Source organism: Aeromonas sp. 600886 (assembly GCF_049174935.1).
Lineage (GTDB): Bacteria > Pseudomonadota > Gammaproteobacteria > Enterobacterales > Aeromonadaceae > Aeromonas > Aeromonas veronii_A.
The window spans coordinates 77,619-91,361 of the sequence record NZ_JAAKUB010000021.1 but is presented as its reverse complement, the minus strand read 5'-3'; the positions used below and the strand labels follow the sequence as shown (position 1 = coordinate 91,361).

Sequence of the window (13,743 nt, the reverse complement as noted above, 5' to 3'; positions counted from 1 at the left end):
TGTCTCGATGGCGCCCACATGGGGGTGGGCGGGGATGACTCCTGGAGCCAAAGCGTGCGTCCCGAGTATCAACTGCTCGAGCGTCGTTACCGTTGGGGCTGCACTCTCCGTTAAGCCAGCTATGGAGGCGACTGCCTGGCCAGTGCGCCATTTTGACAACAGACCAGTAACGACTAGCCTCAATGCTGTGGGAAAGATTGAGTCTCAAATCTGATTTTTATTTATATGTATTTGAAAAATAAATATAAAGTTTCAATGTAACAGAGTGTAAACGTTTTCATTTTGTCGTCATGATCACAGAAGAAATGACAACAAACTGATTACATTGATTGGCGCTTGCTCAATTGCTCGCCACCCTACAACACAGATAGACACATCGGAGCACACATAATGAAAAAACTGACCACAGTTGCCGCCCTGCTGATGGGCATGATGGCTGGAGCCAATGCCCAGGCTGACACTCGTATCGGGGTAACCGTCTACAAGTACGACGACAACTTCATGGCGGTCGTGCGCAAGGCCATCGAGAAGGAGGCGGCAGCCACTCCGGGGGTGGAACTGCTGATGAACGACTCCCAGAACGACCAGTCCAAGCAGAACGACCAGATCGACGTGCTGCTGGCCAAAGGGGTGAAGGCGCTGGCCATCAACCTGGTTGACCCAGCTGCGGCACCGGTGGTGATTGAGAAAGCCCGTGGCGAAGATATCCCGGTGGTCTTCTACAACAAGGAGCCAAGCGCTACCGATCTGGCCAGCTACGACAAGGCCTACTACGTGGGCACCGACTCCAAGGAGTCAGGGATCATCCAGGGTCAGCTGATTGCCAAACACTGGAAAGCTCATCCGGAGTGGGATCTGAACAAGGATGGCGTGATCCAGTTCGTGTTGCTGAAAGGGGAGCCGGGCCACCCGGATGCCGAAGCGCGCACCTCCTACGTGGTCAAGACCCTGAACGATGGCGGCGTCAAGACTGAACAACTGCATATGGATACCGGTATGTGGGATACCGCCATGGCGAAAGACAAGATGGACGCCTGGATCTCCGGCCCCAACGCCAACAAGATCGAAGTGGTCATCGCCAACAACGACGGCATGGCAATGGGTGCAGTCGAGTCACTGAAAGCCCAGGGCAAGACTGCCATTCCGGTATTCGGCGTCGATGCGCTGCCGGAAGCGCTGGCCATGGTCAAGAGCGGTGCCATGGCGGGTACCGTGCTGAACGATGCGGCCAACCAGGCCAAAGCTACCTTCGAGCTGACCAAGAACCTGGCTGAAGGCAAACCGGCCGGTGAAGGCACCAAGTGGAATATCGTCGACAAGGTAGTACGTGTTGCCTACGTCGGTGTGGATAAAGACAACCTGTCCCAATTCGAGTAATTCCCTCCTTCAGGGCAAGGGAGATCCCCTTGCCCTTTTTTCAACCAGATGTGATGGCTGATATGACAACACAGCAACAATCAGAATGGCTGTTGGAGATGATTGACGTCAGTAAGAGCTTTCCCGGCGTCAAGGCACTCGATAATGTCAATTTACGGGTCCGTCCTCATTCTGTGCATGCGTTGATGGGCGAGAACGGAGCGGGAAAATCCACACTGCTCAAGTGCCTGTTCGGCATTTACGAGAAGGATCAGGGCAAGATCTTCTTCAAGGGGCAGGAGATCAACTTCACCTCCTCGAAAGAGGCGCTGGAAAATGGCGTCTCCATGGTGCATCAGGAGCTCAACCTGGTGCTGCAGCGTACCGTGATGGACAACATGTGGCTCGGCCGCTACCCCACCAAGGGGTGGTTTATCGACCACGGCAAGATGTATGACGACACCAAGCGCATCTTCGATGAGCTGGATATCGACATCGACCCCAAGGTGAAGGTCGCGACCCTGTCGGTCTCCCAGATGCAGATGATCGAGATCGCCAAGGCGTTCTCCTACGACGCCAAGATCGTCATCATGGATGAACCCACCTCCTCCCTGACCGAGAAAGAGGTGAACCACCTCTTCAAGATCATCAACAAGTTGAAGGAGAAGGGGTGCGGCATCGTCTACATCTCTCACAAGATGGAGGAGATCTTCCAGCTCTGTGACGAGATCACCATATTGCGGGATGGCCAGTGGGTGGCAACCCAGCCGCTCAAGGGCATGACCATGGATCAGATCATCGGGATGATGGTCGGCCGTGAACTGACCCAGCGTTTCCCGGAAAAGACCAACCAGCCGAAAGAGGTGATCCTCGAGATCGAACACCTGACGGCGAAAAACCAGCCCTCCATTCAGGATGTGACCTTCAACCTGCACAAGGGGGAGATCCTCGGCATCGCCGGACTGGTGGGGGCCAAGCGCACCGATATCGTCGAGACCCTGTTCGGTATTCGCGATCGCAGTCAGGGCAGCATCAAGCTGCACGGCAAAGAGGTGGCCAACCACAACGCCCACGAAGCGATCCGCAACGGCTTTGCGCTGGTGACGGAAGAGCGCCGCTCCACCGGTATCTACTCCCGGCTCGATATCGCCTTCAACTCCCTGATCGCCAACATGGACAGCTACAAGGGCTCCATGGGGCTGCTCAGCGACAACAAGATGAAGAGCGATACCCAGTGGGTGATCGACTCCATGCGGGTCAAGACGCCGACCCAGCAGACCCAGATAGGTTCCCTCTCCGGGGGCAACCAGCAGAAGGTGATCATCGGTCGCTGGCTGCTGACCCAGCCGGAGATCCTGATGCTCGACGAGCCCACCCGCGGCATAGACGTCGGGGCCAAGTTCGAGATCTACCAGCTCATCCTGGAGCTGGCGAAGAAGGACAAGGGGATCATCATCATCTCGTCAGAGATGCCGGAATTGCTGGGGATCACCGACCGCATCATGGTGATGAGCAATGGCCGGGTCGCCGGGATCGTCAATACCAAAGAAACTGACCAGAGCGAGATACTGCGCCTGGCATCTCTGTACCTCTAGAGACAGGAAGACATTTATGGAGTCGGCTAAAAATTTCAATCTGATGCAGGCGCTCAAGGAAAACGCCATCTATCTGGTGCTGCTGGTGCTGCTCATGGTCATCGTGATCCAGGAGCCTTCCTTCCTGAGCCTCACCAACTTCAGCAACATCCTGACCCAGTCCTCGGTGCGGGTCATCATAGCGCTGGGGGTGGCGGGCATCATCATCACTCAGGGGACGGATCTCTCGGCCGGTCGTCAGGTCGGTCTGGCGGCACTCATCGCGGCAACCATGTTGCAGGCGCTGACCAACGTCAACAAGGTGTTCCCGACGTTGGGGGAGGTGCCCATTCCTGCGGTGATCCTGCTGGTCTGTGTGGTGGGGGCGCTGATTGGTCTGGTCAACGGTCTGATCGTGGCCTACCTGAACGTTACCCCGTTCATTACCACCCTGGGCACCATGATCATCGTCTACGGTATCAACTCCCTCTACTTTGACTCGGTAGGGGCTTCGCCGGTGGCCGGGTTTGACCCCCGCTTCTCCAGCTTCGCCCAAGGGTTTATCCGGATAGGAGGATTCAAACTCTCCTATCTCACCTTCTATGCGGCCATCGCCAGCGTCTTTGTCTGGGTGCTGTGGAACAAGACCCGCTTTGGCAAAAACATCTTCGCCATCGGCGGCAACCCCGAGGCAGCCAAGGTCTCCGGCGTCAATGTGGCGGTCAATCTGGTAATGATCTATGCGCTGGCGGGGGTCTTCTACGCCTTCGGCGGCATGCTGGAAGCAGGCCGTATCGGTAGCGCCACCAACAACCTCGGCTTCATGTACGAGCTGGATGCCATCGCGGCGTGCGTGGTGGGCGGCGTGTCGTTTGCCGGCGGGGTGGGAACGGTCGCGGGTGTGATCACCGGCGTACTTATCTTCACCCTGATCAACTATGGTTTGACCTATATCGGGGTCAGCCCTTACTGGCAGTTCATCATCAAGGGCGGCATCATCATTCTGGCGGTGGCATTGGATTCCATGAAGTACGCCAAGAAGAAATAACGATTGGCAGGGAGGGTTGGCGCTGCCAGCCCTCTCTTCTGGAGGGAACCCATGCCATTCAAGGTCAAGATTTACCTCTTGCTGCTACTGGCCATTCTGGTCACCATCGGCACCGCCGGGCTCAGCGTCAACCACTTCATCAGTGGCTACATTCGCACTCAGGCCACCCACAACATCAACGAACAGATCACCCTGGTCAAAGAGAAGCTGGCCAGCGACATCAATCAGAAAATCCTGTTGGCCGCCAACCTCAACTTCGGGGTGACCAACGTCAAGAAGACCCTGCAAGAGACCGGTTTTCACAACATCGTCAAGGTGATCGGCGACATGGCCTTCGACGTGAGCGGGGTCATCAACGACAGCGCCAAAGTCGATGCGCTGCGCAAGCTGATCCCCGCCGCCAATAACCAGATCACCGTCAGCCCGCTGCAACAGGTGGATGGCAAGCCGGTCATCACCATTCTGGTACCGCGCGGTGCCGATTCCGCATATCTCTACTACCTCGACATGAGCGAGTTCAAAAGCCTGCTGGAGAAGATGAGTGGTGATGGCCGCTACTTCTCGCTGGCCGACAGTCAGGGCAACAGCCTCTATAACAGCAAGCCGCAGGGGGAGAGCGAAGCGCGCCCCAACCAGCTGGATATTCGCGGCAGCAGCTGGACGCTGACTGGCTACATCGACCTCGACTACATCCAGGCGATGACCCGTGCACTCAACGGCCAGATCATCATGGCGCTGCTCGGTGTCGCCGTGGTGGTGATGGTGCTTGCCATACTGGCACTCAACGTGGCTTATCGCCCTATCCTCTCGCTGCGGGATCTGGTGCTGGAGCTCTCTCGCGGCAGTGGCGATCTCACCCGCCGGCTGGCGGTGACCAGTACCGATGATCTGGGCCAGATCTCGGTCGGGATCAACCGCTTTATCGAGCGGCTGCAGGAGATGATGGGGGAGGTGCGACAGGCGAGCGGCCAGCTCAACAGCGGTATCGAGGGGCTGGCCAGTCAGACCGGCGTCGCCCAGTCCCTGCTGGCGGACCATGTACGCGAGACCGAGCAGGTGGTGACCGCCATCAACGAGATGAGCCGCACCGCGGTCTCCGTCTCCGAGAGTGCGGCCAGCACTGCCCAGCTCACCGGCCAGAGCCAGCAGCTGGCAAGCCAGTCCCGTCAGGTGGTGGATCAGGCGATGGTCAGCGTGATGGCGCTGGTGGACGAAGTGGAAGCCACTGCTCGCTCCATCGAGGCGATGCAGCAGGATGTGCAGCAGATTGGCTCTGTGCTGGGGGTGATCGGCAGCATTGCCGAACAGACCAACCTGCTGGCCCTCAACGCCGCCATCGAGGCGGCCCGCGCTGGTGAACAGGGGCGTGGCTTTGCGGTGGTGGCAGACGAGGTGCGTTCCCTCGCGGCCCGCACCCAGCAGAGCACAGCCGAGATCCAGACCATGCTGGCCAGTCTGCAGCGAGGCACCCGCACTGTGGTGGATGCCATGGGCAATACCAAGCAGAGCTGTCAGGGGGCGGCCGAGAACACCACCAGGGTCAACGAGTCGCTGGACCTGATGGCGGGAGAAGTGGTGGAGATCAACGATCTCATCAGCCATATCGCCACGGCGGCGGAGCAGCAGAGCGCGGTGGCCGAAGAGATCAATCGCAACATGAGCGCCATCGCCGAGGTGATCCGCCAGCTGACCCACAATGGCGAAGCGACGGTCGCCAGCTCTGCGGCGATGCAGCAGACCTACGACCGGCTGCGGGAGATCGTGGGCCACTTCCGGTTGGAGTGAGGCCGGTGTTCAGTCACTAACAAAACAGGGCCATCCGGCCCTGTTGTTGTTTTCCTGTCTGCCTGAATCAACCGGCCTTGCGGCGCAGATAGACCCCGGCTTCCATGTGATGGGTCCAGGGGAACTGGTCGAACAGGGCGAAACGGGCGATCTCGTGGGTTTCGCCCAGAACGGCCATGTTGGCCTGCAGGGTCTCGGGGTTGCAGGAGATGTAGAGGATGTTGTCGTACTCCTGCACCAGCTTGACGGTGGCATCATCGAGACCGGCGCGGGGCGGGTCGACGAAGATGGTGTTGCACTGGTAGCTCTTGAGGTCGACCCCCTTGAGGCGGTTGAACTCCCGCTCGCCACGCATCGCCATGGTGAACTCCTCGGCTGACATGCGCAGGATGATCAGGTTGTCGACGCCATTGGCGGCGATATTGAACTGGGCGGAGTCGACGCTCGGCTTGGCGATCTCGGTGGCCAGCACCTTGCGGAAGTTCTGCGCCAGCGCGATGGAGAAGTTGCCGTTGCCGCAATAGAGCTCCAGCAGGTCCCCTTCGCTCTCTTTGGTCACATCCAGCGCCCAGGCCAGCATCTGCTCGTTGATGGCGGCGTTGGGCTGGGTGAAGCTGTTCTCCACCTGCTTGTAGGTGAGCTGGCGACCCGCCACGTTGAGCTGCTCGATGACGAAGTCATCCCCCAGACAGATCTTCTGCTTGTGGGCGCGGCCAATCAGCTGCAGCTCGAACCCTTTGGCGCGCAGAGCGGCCTGCAGCGCTTCGGCGGCTTGTTGCCATTCGGCCTCCAGCTTGCGGTGATAGAGCAGGCTGACGATGATCTGGCCGGACTGGGTGGAGAGGTAGTCGATCTGGAACAGCTTGCGACGCAGCACCTGATGGGGACGCAGCCCCTCCAGCAGTACCGGCATCAGCTGGTTGATGAGGCGGCTGGCAGTGGGGAAGTGGTCGACCCGGATAATTTCTTTGGTCGCCGGGGCATACATGCAGTGGAAGAGGTCGTCCCCCTCGTGCCAGATGCGAAATTCGGCGCGCATCCGGTAGTACTCCGCCGGTGAGCTGTGCATTTCCAGCGCCGGGAGGGTGAAGCCGGCAAACAGCTCGGTGAGGCGAGCGCGCTTTTCGTCGAGTTGGGCCTGATAGTCGGCCGCGGTTCTAGGCGCCGGAGCGTTCGCGGAAGGCTGTTGGGATTGGGTCATAAATACCTCACATGCACACCGGCCGGGCCGGGTCGAAATCGGGGGAAGGCAACAGGCCACCCAAAGGGGCCCGATTTTAAAAGCCAGCCGCAGATTGTCCAGCATTTTATGGTCAAGAAGTGTTCAGTCAGGCCGATAGCTGATCTACAGGCATGGTGGGAGGACACATTATGCAGATCGAAGGCGTGGGCGCAGCCCAACCCAAGGGAGTGGGTGTTTCTCCCAAATCGCCCCAACAGGCGGAGCAGAAACAGGTCAAGAGCGAGGAGGCGGTCTCCTTGCACAAGCCGCCCAAGTGGGCGCAGGTGCTGATCCAGCAGGCGCTGCAGTTCTCGCTGGAGATTAACGGTCAGGGCTATCAGGCTCCCAAAATGAAGGAGCCCGAAGAGATCACTCCGGAGACCCTGTTCGACTTCCAGTCGGTGGCGGACAACGTGCTGCAGTTCGTGACGGGGCGGCTTGGTGCCGCGCGGGCCGATGGTAAATCCGATGACGACCTGACCGGGATGATGGAACAGGCCCGCAAGGGGATCGACAAGGGCTTTGGCGAGGCAAAAAAACAGCTCGGCAAGTGGGCGACCGACAACGAGGATATCAAGACCGGTATCGATCAGAGCTACAAGCTGATCCAGAAAGGGCTCGAGGAGTTCGAGAAGGAGTTCTTCGGCAAGGTCTCCCCGACCGACATGGGACAGGCCGAGATGGCCAGTCGCCAGCAGGGGTATCTGGAGATCCAGACCAAGGATGGCGACAAGGTGGTGCTGCGATTCAACGACAGCTGGCAGACCAAGTCCCAGAAGGATGATAGCGGTAGTCAGTTCAGCCTCAAATCGAGCCAGAGCTTCAGCTTCTCGCTGGAGGGGGATCTCAGCAGCGACGAGATGGAGTCCATCGGCAAGCTGGTCAAGGGGATCGACGAGCTGGCGGGGAACTTCTTCTCCGGCAACTTCGAGGAGCTGCTGGACAAGGCGGGCGAGCTGAAACTGGATGACAGCCAGCTGGCCTCCTACTCCCTCAAGCTCAAGCAGAGCGTCAAGCTGAGCCAGACCTATCAGGGGGCGCACTCCCTGCAGGATCTGATCAAGCCGTTTGCAGACTACCTGCCCAAGCTGGATCAGGTGCAGAAACAGGCGGATAGCCTGCTGCCACCATCCCAACAACAGGCGCTGACCCCGGCCGTGTTGGCGGCGAGAGGGGAAGGGGAACCGGCACAGGTCGATCGCTTCACCAGCTTCAACCAGCGGATGCTGGAGGCGCTGCGGATGATCAACCAGTTCCAGCCCTCCACCGAGCCCGCCAGTAAGAACGTCTGAGCCACAGCGCGTTACGCAAGTAATGAGCTGCCGTTTGCCAGCCCTTCCCGGGGCTGGCAAACTGGCCTTTTCTCCAATCCGGTTGCCCCATGAACCCCAAGAAGCCAAGAGACAAGCGCGAGCTCTGCTACCCCTTTATCTTCGAAACCTCGCTCAAATGTGATTTTGAAATCGCCACGGACGAGCTCTGTTGTCAGGTTGGGGCCGTGCTGTCACGCCTTGCGCCGGATGCGGATACCGAGCCCATGCTGGCGGATCTCGCGGCGTTGCAGCGACTTATCTACAACCTAAACGGCTCGGTACGCGGCAAGCTGGGGATCTTCGATGCAGATCTTGAGTGGCTCAAGGCCCGTTACGACCACTACAACGAGGCGAGTCGCGGCAGCGTCACCGGTTTTGTGCTGCCACAGGGGCCACAGCCCATTCCCACCCTCCATCTGTGCCGCTGCGGCAGCAAGAAGGTGGTGCGGCTGCTGGTCAGGCTGGAAGAGAGCGGGGTGGCCTTCGATCCCATTCTCTATCGCTTCGCCAACCTGCTGGCCAACTTCTTCTTCGTGCTCACCGTCTACCTCAAGCAGCGCTGGCAGGTGCCGGAAGTGCCCTACGTCAGCATCAACTACTGATGGCGGCTGGTTAGGGGCCAGACGTCATGGTGGATTGAACGGAATAAAAAAAACCGGAGCCTTGGGCTCCGGTTTTGTTTTTCAGCGCGTCAGTTGCCCGCTCAGCTGGAGATCAGCACTCTCGCCGAGTTGGCCGGGATGGTGAGCTGTACCTCGCCCTGCACCACTTCAAACTTCTCGCCGTTGAAGGCGTCGGTGAAGCGGCTGGCGGGGCTCGCGGTCTGCCACAGGGGCAGGCTGATGGTGCGCGGCTCGCTCGGATGGCGGTTGCAGGCCACTACCACCTGATCGCTTTGCAGAGTGCGGGCGAACACATAGCTGTGGGGCCCGGCATAGAGGGTCTGGATATCGCCGCGGCGCAGGGAGGGGCGCTGGCGGCGGATTTGGATCAGTCGGCGATAGTGGTCGTGCAGCACGTGATCCCAGTCTGTGGTATCCCACGGGAAGCAGCGGCGGCAGTCCGGATCGTTGCCGCCGGAGAGCCCCACTTCATCGCCGTAGTAGATGGACGGCACACCGATATAGGTGAGCAGCAGAGTGGCGGCCAGCTGCATCCGCTGTTTGTCCTCTCCCAGCAGGTGGAGGAAACGGGCGGTATCGTGGCTGTCCAGCAGGTTGAACTGGGCCAGCTGGTTCTTGAACGGGATGTGGGCCCGCGCCAGCTTGAGCCAGCGATCCAGCTCTTCGGCGCTGATCTTGATGGGGTGGTAGGCGATATCCTGCCCCGCAAGGAAGGCGCGGATCGGGTGGGCGAAGCCATAGTAGTTCATGGCGCCGTCCTCCTGATCCCCTTGCAGCCACTGGCTCGCCTCGAAGAAGTGTTCGCCGAGCACGTAGGCGTCCGGGTTCTCCTGCTTCACTGCCCCGCGAATGGCTCGCACGTGACTGCGATTGCCCTCGGCGGTGCCGCGCTCACCCAGCATGTGGATGACGTCGAAGCGCCAGCCGTCGATCTGGTAGGGGGCGCGCATCCAGTAGCGAAGGATGGCATCGTCAGCCCGATAGACGGCGTCTTGCACCTTCTCACAGGAGAAGTCGAGCTTGGGCAGGCTGCGAATGCCCTTCCAGCTGACGTAATCCCCTTCTTTGTCAAAGGTGTAGAAGCTGCGCCACGGGGAGTCCGGGTTGCTCTGGGCGCCCAGTGGCGGGCAGAACCAGGGGTGCTCGGTAGAGGTGTGGTTGACCACCGCATCGAGGATGATCTTCATGCCGCGCTGGTGCAGGTTGCGGGTCAGCTCGGCGAACTGCTCGTTGCTGCCGAGGTGGGCATCCACCTTGAAGTAGTCCTGGGTGTCGTACTTGTGGTTGCTCGGCGAATCGAAGATGGGGTTGAGGTAGAGCGCCGTTACCCCGAGAGATTGCAGATAGTGCAGCTTGGCATCGATGCCCGCCAGATCGCCGCCGTAAAATTCGCAGGCGCCGTGGCCCTCTTCATGACGACTGACCGGCTCACCCCACGCTTTGCTGATCACCGCCTTGCCACGGTACTCGTACTCGTGATGCTTGACGCTCAGCGACGGATCGCCGTTGCAGAAGCGGTCGGGGAAAATCTGATAGAACACCTGATCCTGCACCCAGGCCGGTGGCTGGTGCAGGCTGTTGAAGCGAAAATGTTGCTCCCGTGGCGGCATGGACGCGCTGACGCCCGCCCCGTGCAGCCACCACTGCTCCTCGTCGGTGAGGCACTTGAAGCTGTAGAGGTGGATATCCTGTCCCTTGATGAGCGGCAGTGTCGCCTGCCACACCTGCAGCCGATCGCGGGTGGAGACTGCCGTCATCGGGATCAGGTACTCCTCGTTATCCGGCTCGTGGCGCAGCCACACCTCGCGGATCGGCGCATCCAGCTCGCTAAAGAGGGTCAATTGCAGTGCGTCGGCGCTCTCTTTGAACCAGGGCGCCACCTGGGGATGAAACAGAAACGGATGTGTCATGATGCTTATTGAGTCAGAAGATCGGCGAGGGCATTACCCTGTTCATGCAGTGTTTCGAGCTGACCTGCCAGCGACTTGGGATCCAGTCCCAACTGGTCGGCGAGCGGTTTGGGGAAGCGGGCGATGATGGCCTGGGCAGGCACGCCCGCGTTCCAGGCGAAGGAGATAAACACGGCGAGGCGGATCAGCACCGCCTCCTTGCTGACCGGATCGTGGGAGAGCGGGTCAAGCTGTTGGGAGATGGCATCGACGAAGGCCTCGGAGAGGTTCCAGCGCCGCGCCAGCTCGGCACCGAGCTGGGCGTAGTCGTAACCCAGCATCTCCCGCTGTGCCTCGACCCGGCTGCTCCCCTTCTGGATCGCCAGATTGATGAGCTCCGCCTCTTCCGGCAAGGTACTCTGGATCAGTAGTTCGCCGATGTTGTGGATAAGAGCACAGGTGAAGGCGGTCTCGGGGTCGAGCACCTTGGCCTCCTGCGCCAGGGTCCGGGCTATGGTGGCGACCTGGAAGGTCTCGGTCCAGAACTTGTTCTTGTCGAAGCTGGGCGGGGCCTTGAAGGTGCCGATGATGCCGGAGGCGACCACCACGGAGCGCAGTCGGTTGAAGCCGAGGCGGATCACCGCCTGTTCGATGGAGGTCACTTCGTTGCCACGGCGCAGGGCGGCCGAGTTGGCCATCTTTAGCACCTTGACGCTGATCACCTGGTCCATGGCGATCTTGGCCGCAATCTGGTCGATGCGGGCATTCTCGTCGTTGAAGCTCTGCATCAACTCGTGCAGCAGCTTGGGAATAGTGGGGAGTTGTTTGATCTTGTCAAACAGGCGATCCATCGACATGGCTGAGGCAGCCTCCATTGCGAACTCTGCCTCATATTGTGCCACAGCCGGACAACATGTTCCTGTTTGTGATGCGGCTTTGTGAGCGCTAGAACACCCAGTCGCGCAAGGTGTATTCCAAACGGTGCCGTTTGCCCTGCAGGATCAGGCTCTGGCTGGTGCCGCTCAAAGTCGCCCCCTCGGTCAGGGTGGTCAGCACGGCCTGTTCTATGGCGTCCAGCGGCGGCATGCAGGCCATTTCGGTACTGCCCAGACTGGTGACCCACAGTTTGTCATCTTCCAGATGGCCCTGACCGAAGTAGCGGTTGCAACCGGCGATGCCATTGACGGTGAAGTGCTCGCCGATCTCGAAATCGGGGGGATTGTCGCGGGGGGCCTCGATCGGTTCGCCATCCAGTTTGCTCAGTACCCAGTGGTGGTGTTGCAGATCTTGCTGAACAAAGGCGGTCGAGCTGCAGCCAGCGAGCAGTAACAGGGGGATCAGCAACAAAAAGGGCAATCTGGGCATGAGGGGGCTCCGGTTGGGGGAGCGTCAAGAATACCCTTTTTGGGCAGTCGGGAGCAGGGCGGGAGAGGGGACGACCGACCGCTTCTGTCGTCCCTTGTCCCGCGTGACTGTCGCTTAATGGCAACACCCGGGTGATGTTGCAATCGATTTACGCTATCTCAGGGCTCAGTTGACGAACAGCCGCTCGGCATAACGGGCAAGACCGGCAGCCACCGAGCCGAAGTCATCGCCACCCTCAAGCGGGATGGAGGGGAGCTTCTGGCGGATAAAGCTGGCGATCAGCGGCGAGCGGGCGCTACCACCGGTGACGAAGATGCGATCAGGCTGCACTCCGGCAGCGGCAATCGCTTCGTCCATCAGCTCGCCAATTTTTTCCAGCAGCAGGGCCGAGGCGTTGGCCAGCTGTTCGCGGGTCAGCTCCGCTTCCAGCCCTTTTTCCAGCTCGGCCAGCGACTGGCGATTGAGTTCCTGCTCCGAGAGGGCGATCTTGCCCTGCTCGGCACGCCACACCAGCTGGTGGCTCAGCTTGTGGGCCCGCAGGCTGGCCAGACGCCCCAACTTGCTGCCGGGCTGGCTGTCGAGCTGCAGATCCTGCAGCTGGCGGGCGGTGTCGAGGCTGTAGAAGCGGCTCTGGGCGCTGACGTCGTTGATGGCGGCCGCATCCCAGAACAGCGGGTGGGGCAGCGGCTTGCCGGTCTTGAGGGTCTCGTGCATGCCGAGCAGCGGCATCATCCCCTCCACCGTCAGGCGGATATCGAAGTCGTTGCCGCCGATCCGCTGGCCGCTGTGGCCGAGCAGATCGCCGCTGCGATCCAGCTGATCGCGGTAGCTGGGACCCATCCGCAGCATGGAGCAGTCGGTGGTACCGCCGCCGATATCCACTACCAGCACCACGGCGTCTTCGGTGAGGCGCGCCTCGAATTCAAACCCGGCGGCCACCGGTTCATAGAGGAACTCCACCTGCTCGAAACCGGCCAGACGGGCTGCCTCGGTCAGGATGGCGATAGCTTGCTGGTTGCTCTCTTCCCCCGCCAGCCCCTGGAAGTTGACCGGACGGCCGATCACCGCCTGGCGGATCGGGGCACCGAGCTGCTGCTCCGCCTGCTGGCGGACGTGGAGCATCATGGCGCAGACGATGTCTTCAAACAGGGCGATCTGGGGGGCCTTGAGGCCATAGGCGCCGAGAAAGGATTTCGGCGATTTGATGTAGTAGCCGTCGTCCGGCTCTTCCAGATAGCGCTCCAGTGCAGCGCCGCCAAAGCTCAGCTCGTCGATCAGTCCCTCTTCGCGCATCTGGCGGCGAACCATCTGGGCACGGGTGACCACGGGGCCACGCAGCTTGAGGTACTCCGCCTGCTGGGCGGGGGCCAGCCCTTCGGCCAACAGACCGGCGATAGCATCCCGGTGGGGGGCATGCAGGGTGGAGGGGAGATAGCGGGATGCACCAAGATTCAGCAGCCTGGGGCTACCTTGTTCCATCACGGCCACGGCACAGTTGGAGGTGCCGTAATCAAATCCGATAAACATGGGCGCCAGACTCCTGAATAAAAAAGGGGGGCTAGCCTACC

The 13,743-nt window shown here is 60.3% G+C and carries 12 protein-coding genes; 7 read left to right on the top strand and 5 right to left on the bottom strand.

Annotated features, from left to right (window positions below):
• From G5179_RS16005 to G5179_RS15985, 5 genes are all read left to right on the top strand, one after another.
• Positions 1–114: hypothetical protein (locus tag G5179_RS16005; protein ID WP_421258710.1), on the top strand; the 114-nt coding region annotated here is incomplete at its 5' end.
• A 276-nt stretch (positions 115–390) separates the two neighbouring features.
• Positions 391–1,377 carry a galactose/glucose ABC transporter substrate-binding protein MglB gene (gene mglB / locus G5179_RS16000; RefSeq protein WP_005340747.1) on the top strand — a complete coding sequence of 329 codons (987 nt, stop codon included), beginning with the start codon at positions 391–393 and terminating at the stop codon, positions 1,375–1,377.
• Between the two features lie 53 nt (positions 1,378–1,430).
• A complete protein-coding gene (gene mglA, locus G5179_RS15995) occupies positions 1,431–2,951 on the top strand; it encodes a galactose/methyl galactoside ABC transporter ATP-binding protein MglA (RefSeq protein WP_041234376.1) in 1,521 nt (506 codons plus the stop codon).
• A 16-nt stretch (positions 2,952–2,967) separates the two neighbouring features.
• The gene (gene mglC / locus G5179_RS15990; RefSeq protein WP_005342585.1) at positions 2,968–3,978 is read left to right on the top strand and encodes a galactose/methyl galactoside ABC transporter permease MglC; all 1,011 of its coding nucleotides are present in this window, start codon (positions 2,968–2,970) and stop codon (positions 3,976–3,978) included.
• A 51-nt stretch (positions 3,979–4,029) separates the two neighbouring features.
• Positions 4,030–5,763 carry a methyl-accepting chemotaxis protein gene (locus G5179_RS15985; RefSeq protein ID WP_421258708.1) on the top strand — a complete coding sequence of 578 codons (1,734 nt, stop codon included), beginning with the start codon at positions 4,030–4,032 and terminating at the stop codon, positions 5,761–5,763.
• Between the two features lie 67 nt (positions 5,764–5,830).
• Here G5179_RS15985 and trmA read toward each other — a convergent pair whose 3' ends face one another.
• Positions 5,831–6,964, bottom strand: a complete 1,134-nt coding sequence (gene trmA / locus G5179_RS15980) for a tRNA (uridine(54)-C5)-methyltransferase TrmA (protein ID WP_421258707.1) — start codon at positions 6,962–6,964, stop codon at positions 5,831–5,833.
• Positions 6,965–7,134: 170 nt separating this feature from the next.
• Here trmA and G5179_RS15975 point away from each other — a divergent pair, with 170 nt between their 5' ends.
• Both G5179_RS15975 and G5179_RS15970 read left to right on the top strand, forming a co-directional pair.
• Positions 7,135–8,277, top strand: a complete 1,143-nt coding sequence (locus G5179_RS15975; RefSeq protein ID WP_421258706.1) for a DUF5610 domain-containing protein — start codon at positions 7,135–7,137, stop codon at positions 8,275–8,277.
• Positions 8,278–8,366: 89 nt separating this feature from the next.
• Positions 8,367–8,900, top strand: coding sequence for an ATP--cob(I)alamin adenosyltransferase (locus tag G5179_RS15970; RefSeq protein WP_075116198.1), 534 nt, complete (start codon positions 8,367–8,369; stop codon positions 8,898–8,900).
• Positions 8,901–9,001: 101 nt separating this feature from the next.
• On the opposite strand, the gene malZ is transcribed toward G5179_RS15970, so the two are convergent.
• From malZ to yegD, 4 genes are all read right to left on the bottom strand, one after another.
• On the bottom strand, positions 9,002–10,831 hold the full coding sequence (malZ, locus tag G5179_RS15965; protein ID WP_005356962.1) for a maltodextrin glucosidase: 1,830 nt from the start codon (positions 10,829–10,831) through the stop codon (positions 9,002–9,004).
• A gap of 5 nt (positions 10,832–10,836) precedes the next feature.
• On the bottom strand, positions 10,837–11,685 hold the full coding sequence (locus tag G5179_RS15960) for an HDOD domain-containing protein (protein ID WP_042012349.1): 849 nt from the start codon (positions 11,683–11,685) through the stop codon (positions 10,837–10,839).
• 70 nt (positions 11,686–11,755) lie between these two features.
• Positions 11,756–12,175 (bottom strand): META domain-containing protein, encoded by a 420-nt coding sequence (locus tag G5179_RS15955; RefSeq protein WP_270905936.1) that lies wholly within the window; start codon positions 12,173–12,175, stop codon positions 11,756–11,758.
• Positions 12,176–12,340: 165 nt separating this feature from the next.
• Positions 12,341–13,702 (bottom strand): molecular chaperone, encoded by a 1,362-nt coding sequence (gene yegD / locus G5179_RS15950; RefSeq protein WP_421221961.1) that lies wholly within the window; start codon positions 13,700–13,702, stop codon positions 12,341–12,343.
• Between the last annotated feature and the right edge of the window lie 41 nt (positions 13,703–13,743).

Bases quoted from the DNA above. Each gene is read 5' to 3' on its own strand.
- mglB (WP_005340747.1), top strand. From the start codon at position 391: ATGAAAAAACTGACCACAGTTGCCGCCCTGCTGATGGGCATGATGGCT.
- mglA (WP_041234376.1), top strand. From the start codon at position 1,431: ATGGCTGATATGACAACACAGCAACAATCAGAATGGCTGTTGGAGATG.
- mglC (WP_005342585.1), top strand. From the start codon at position 2,968: ATGGAGTCGGCTAAAAATTTCAATCTGATGCAGGCGCTCAAGGAAAAC.
- G5179_RS15985 (WP_421258708.1), top strand. From the start codon at position 4,030: ATGCCATTCAAGGTCAAGATTTACCTCTTGCTGCTACTGGCCATTCTG.
- trmA (WP_421258707.1), bottom strand. From the start codon at position 6,964: ATGACCCAATCCCAACAGCCTTCCGCGAACGCTCCGGCGCCTAGAACC.
- G5179_RS15975 (WP_421258706.1), top strand. From the start codon at position 7,135: ATGCAGATCGAAGGCGTGGGCGCAGCCCAACCCAAGGGAGTGGGTGTT.
- G5179_RS15970 (WP_075116198.1), top strand. From the start codon at position 8,367: ATGAACCCCAAGAAGCCAAGAGACAAGCGCGAGCTCTGCTACCCCTTT.
- malZ (WP_005356962.1), bottom strand. From the start codon at position 10,831: ATGACACATCCGTTTCTGTTTCATCCCCAGGTGGCGCCCTGGTTCAAA.
- G5179_RS15960 (WP_042012349.1), bottom strand. From the start codon at position 11,685: ATGGAGGCTGCCTCAGCCATGTCGATGGATCGCCTGTTTGACAAGATC.
- G5179_RS15955 (WP_270905936.1), bottom strand. From the start codon at position 12,175: ATGCCCAGATTGCCCTTTTTGTTGCTGATCCCCCTGTTACTGCTCGCT.
- yegD (WP_421221961.1), bottom strand. From the start codon at position 13,702: ATGTTTATCGGATTTGATTACGGCACCTCCAACTGTGCCGTGGCCGTG.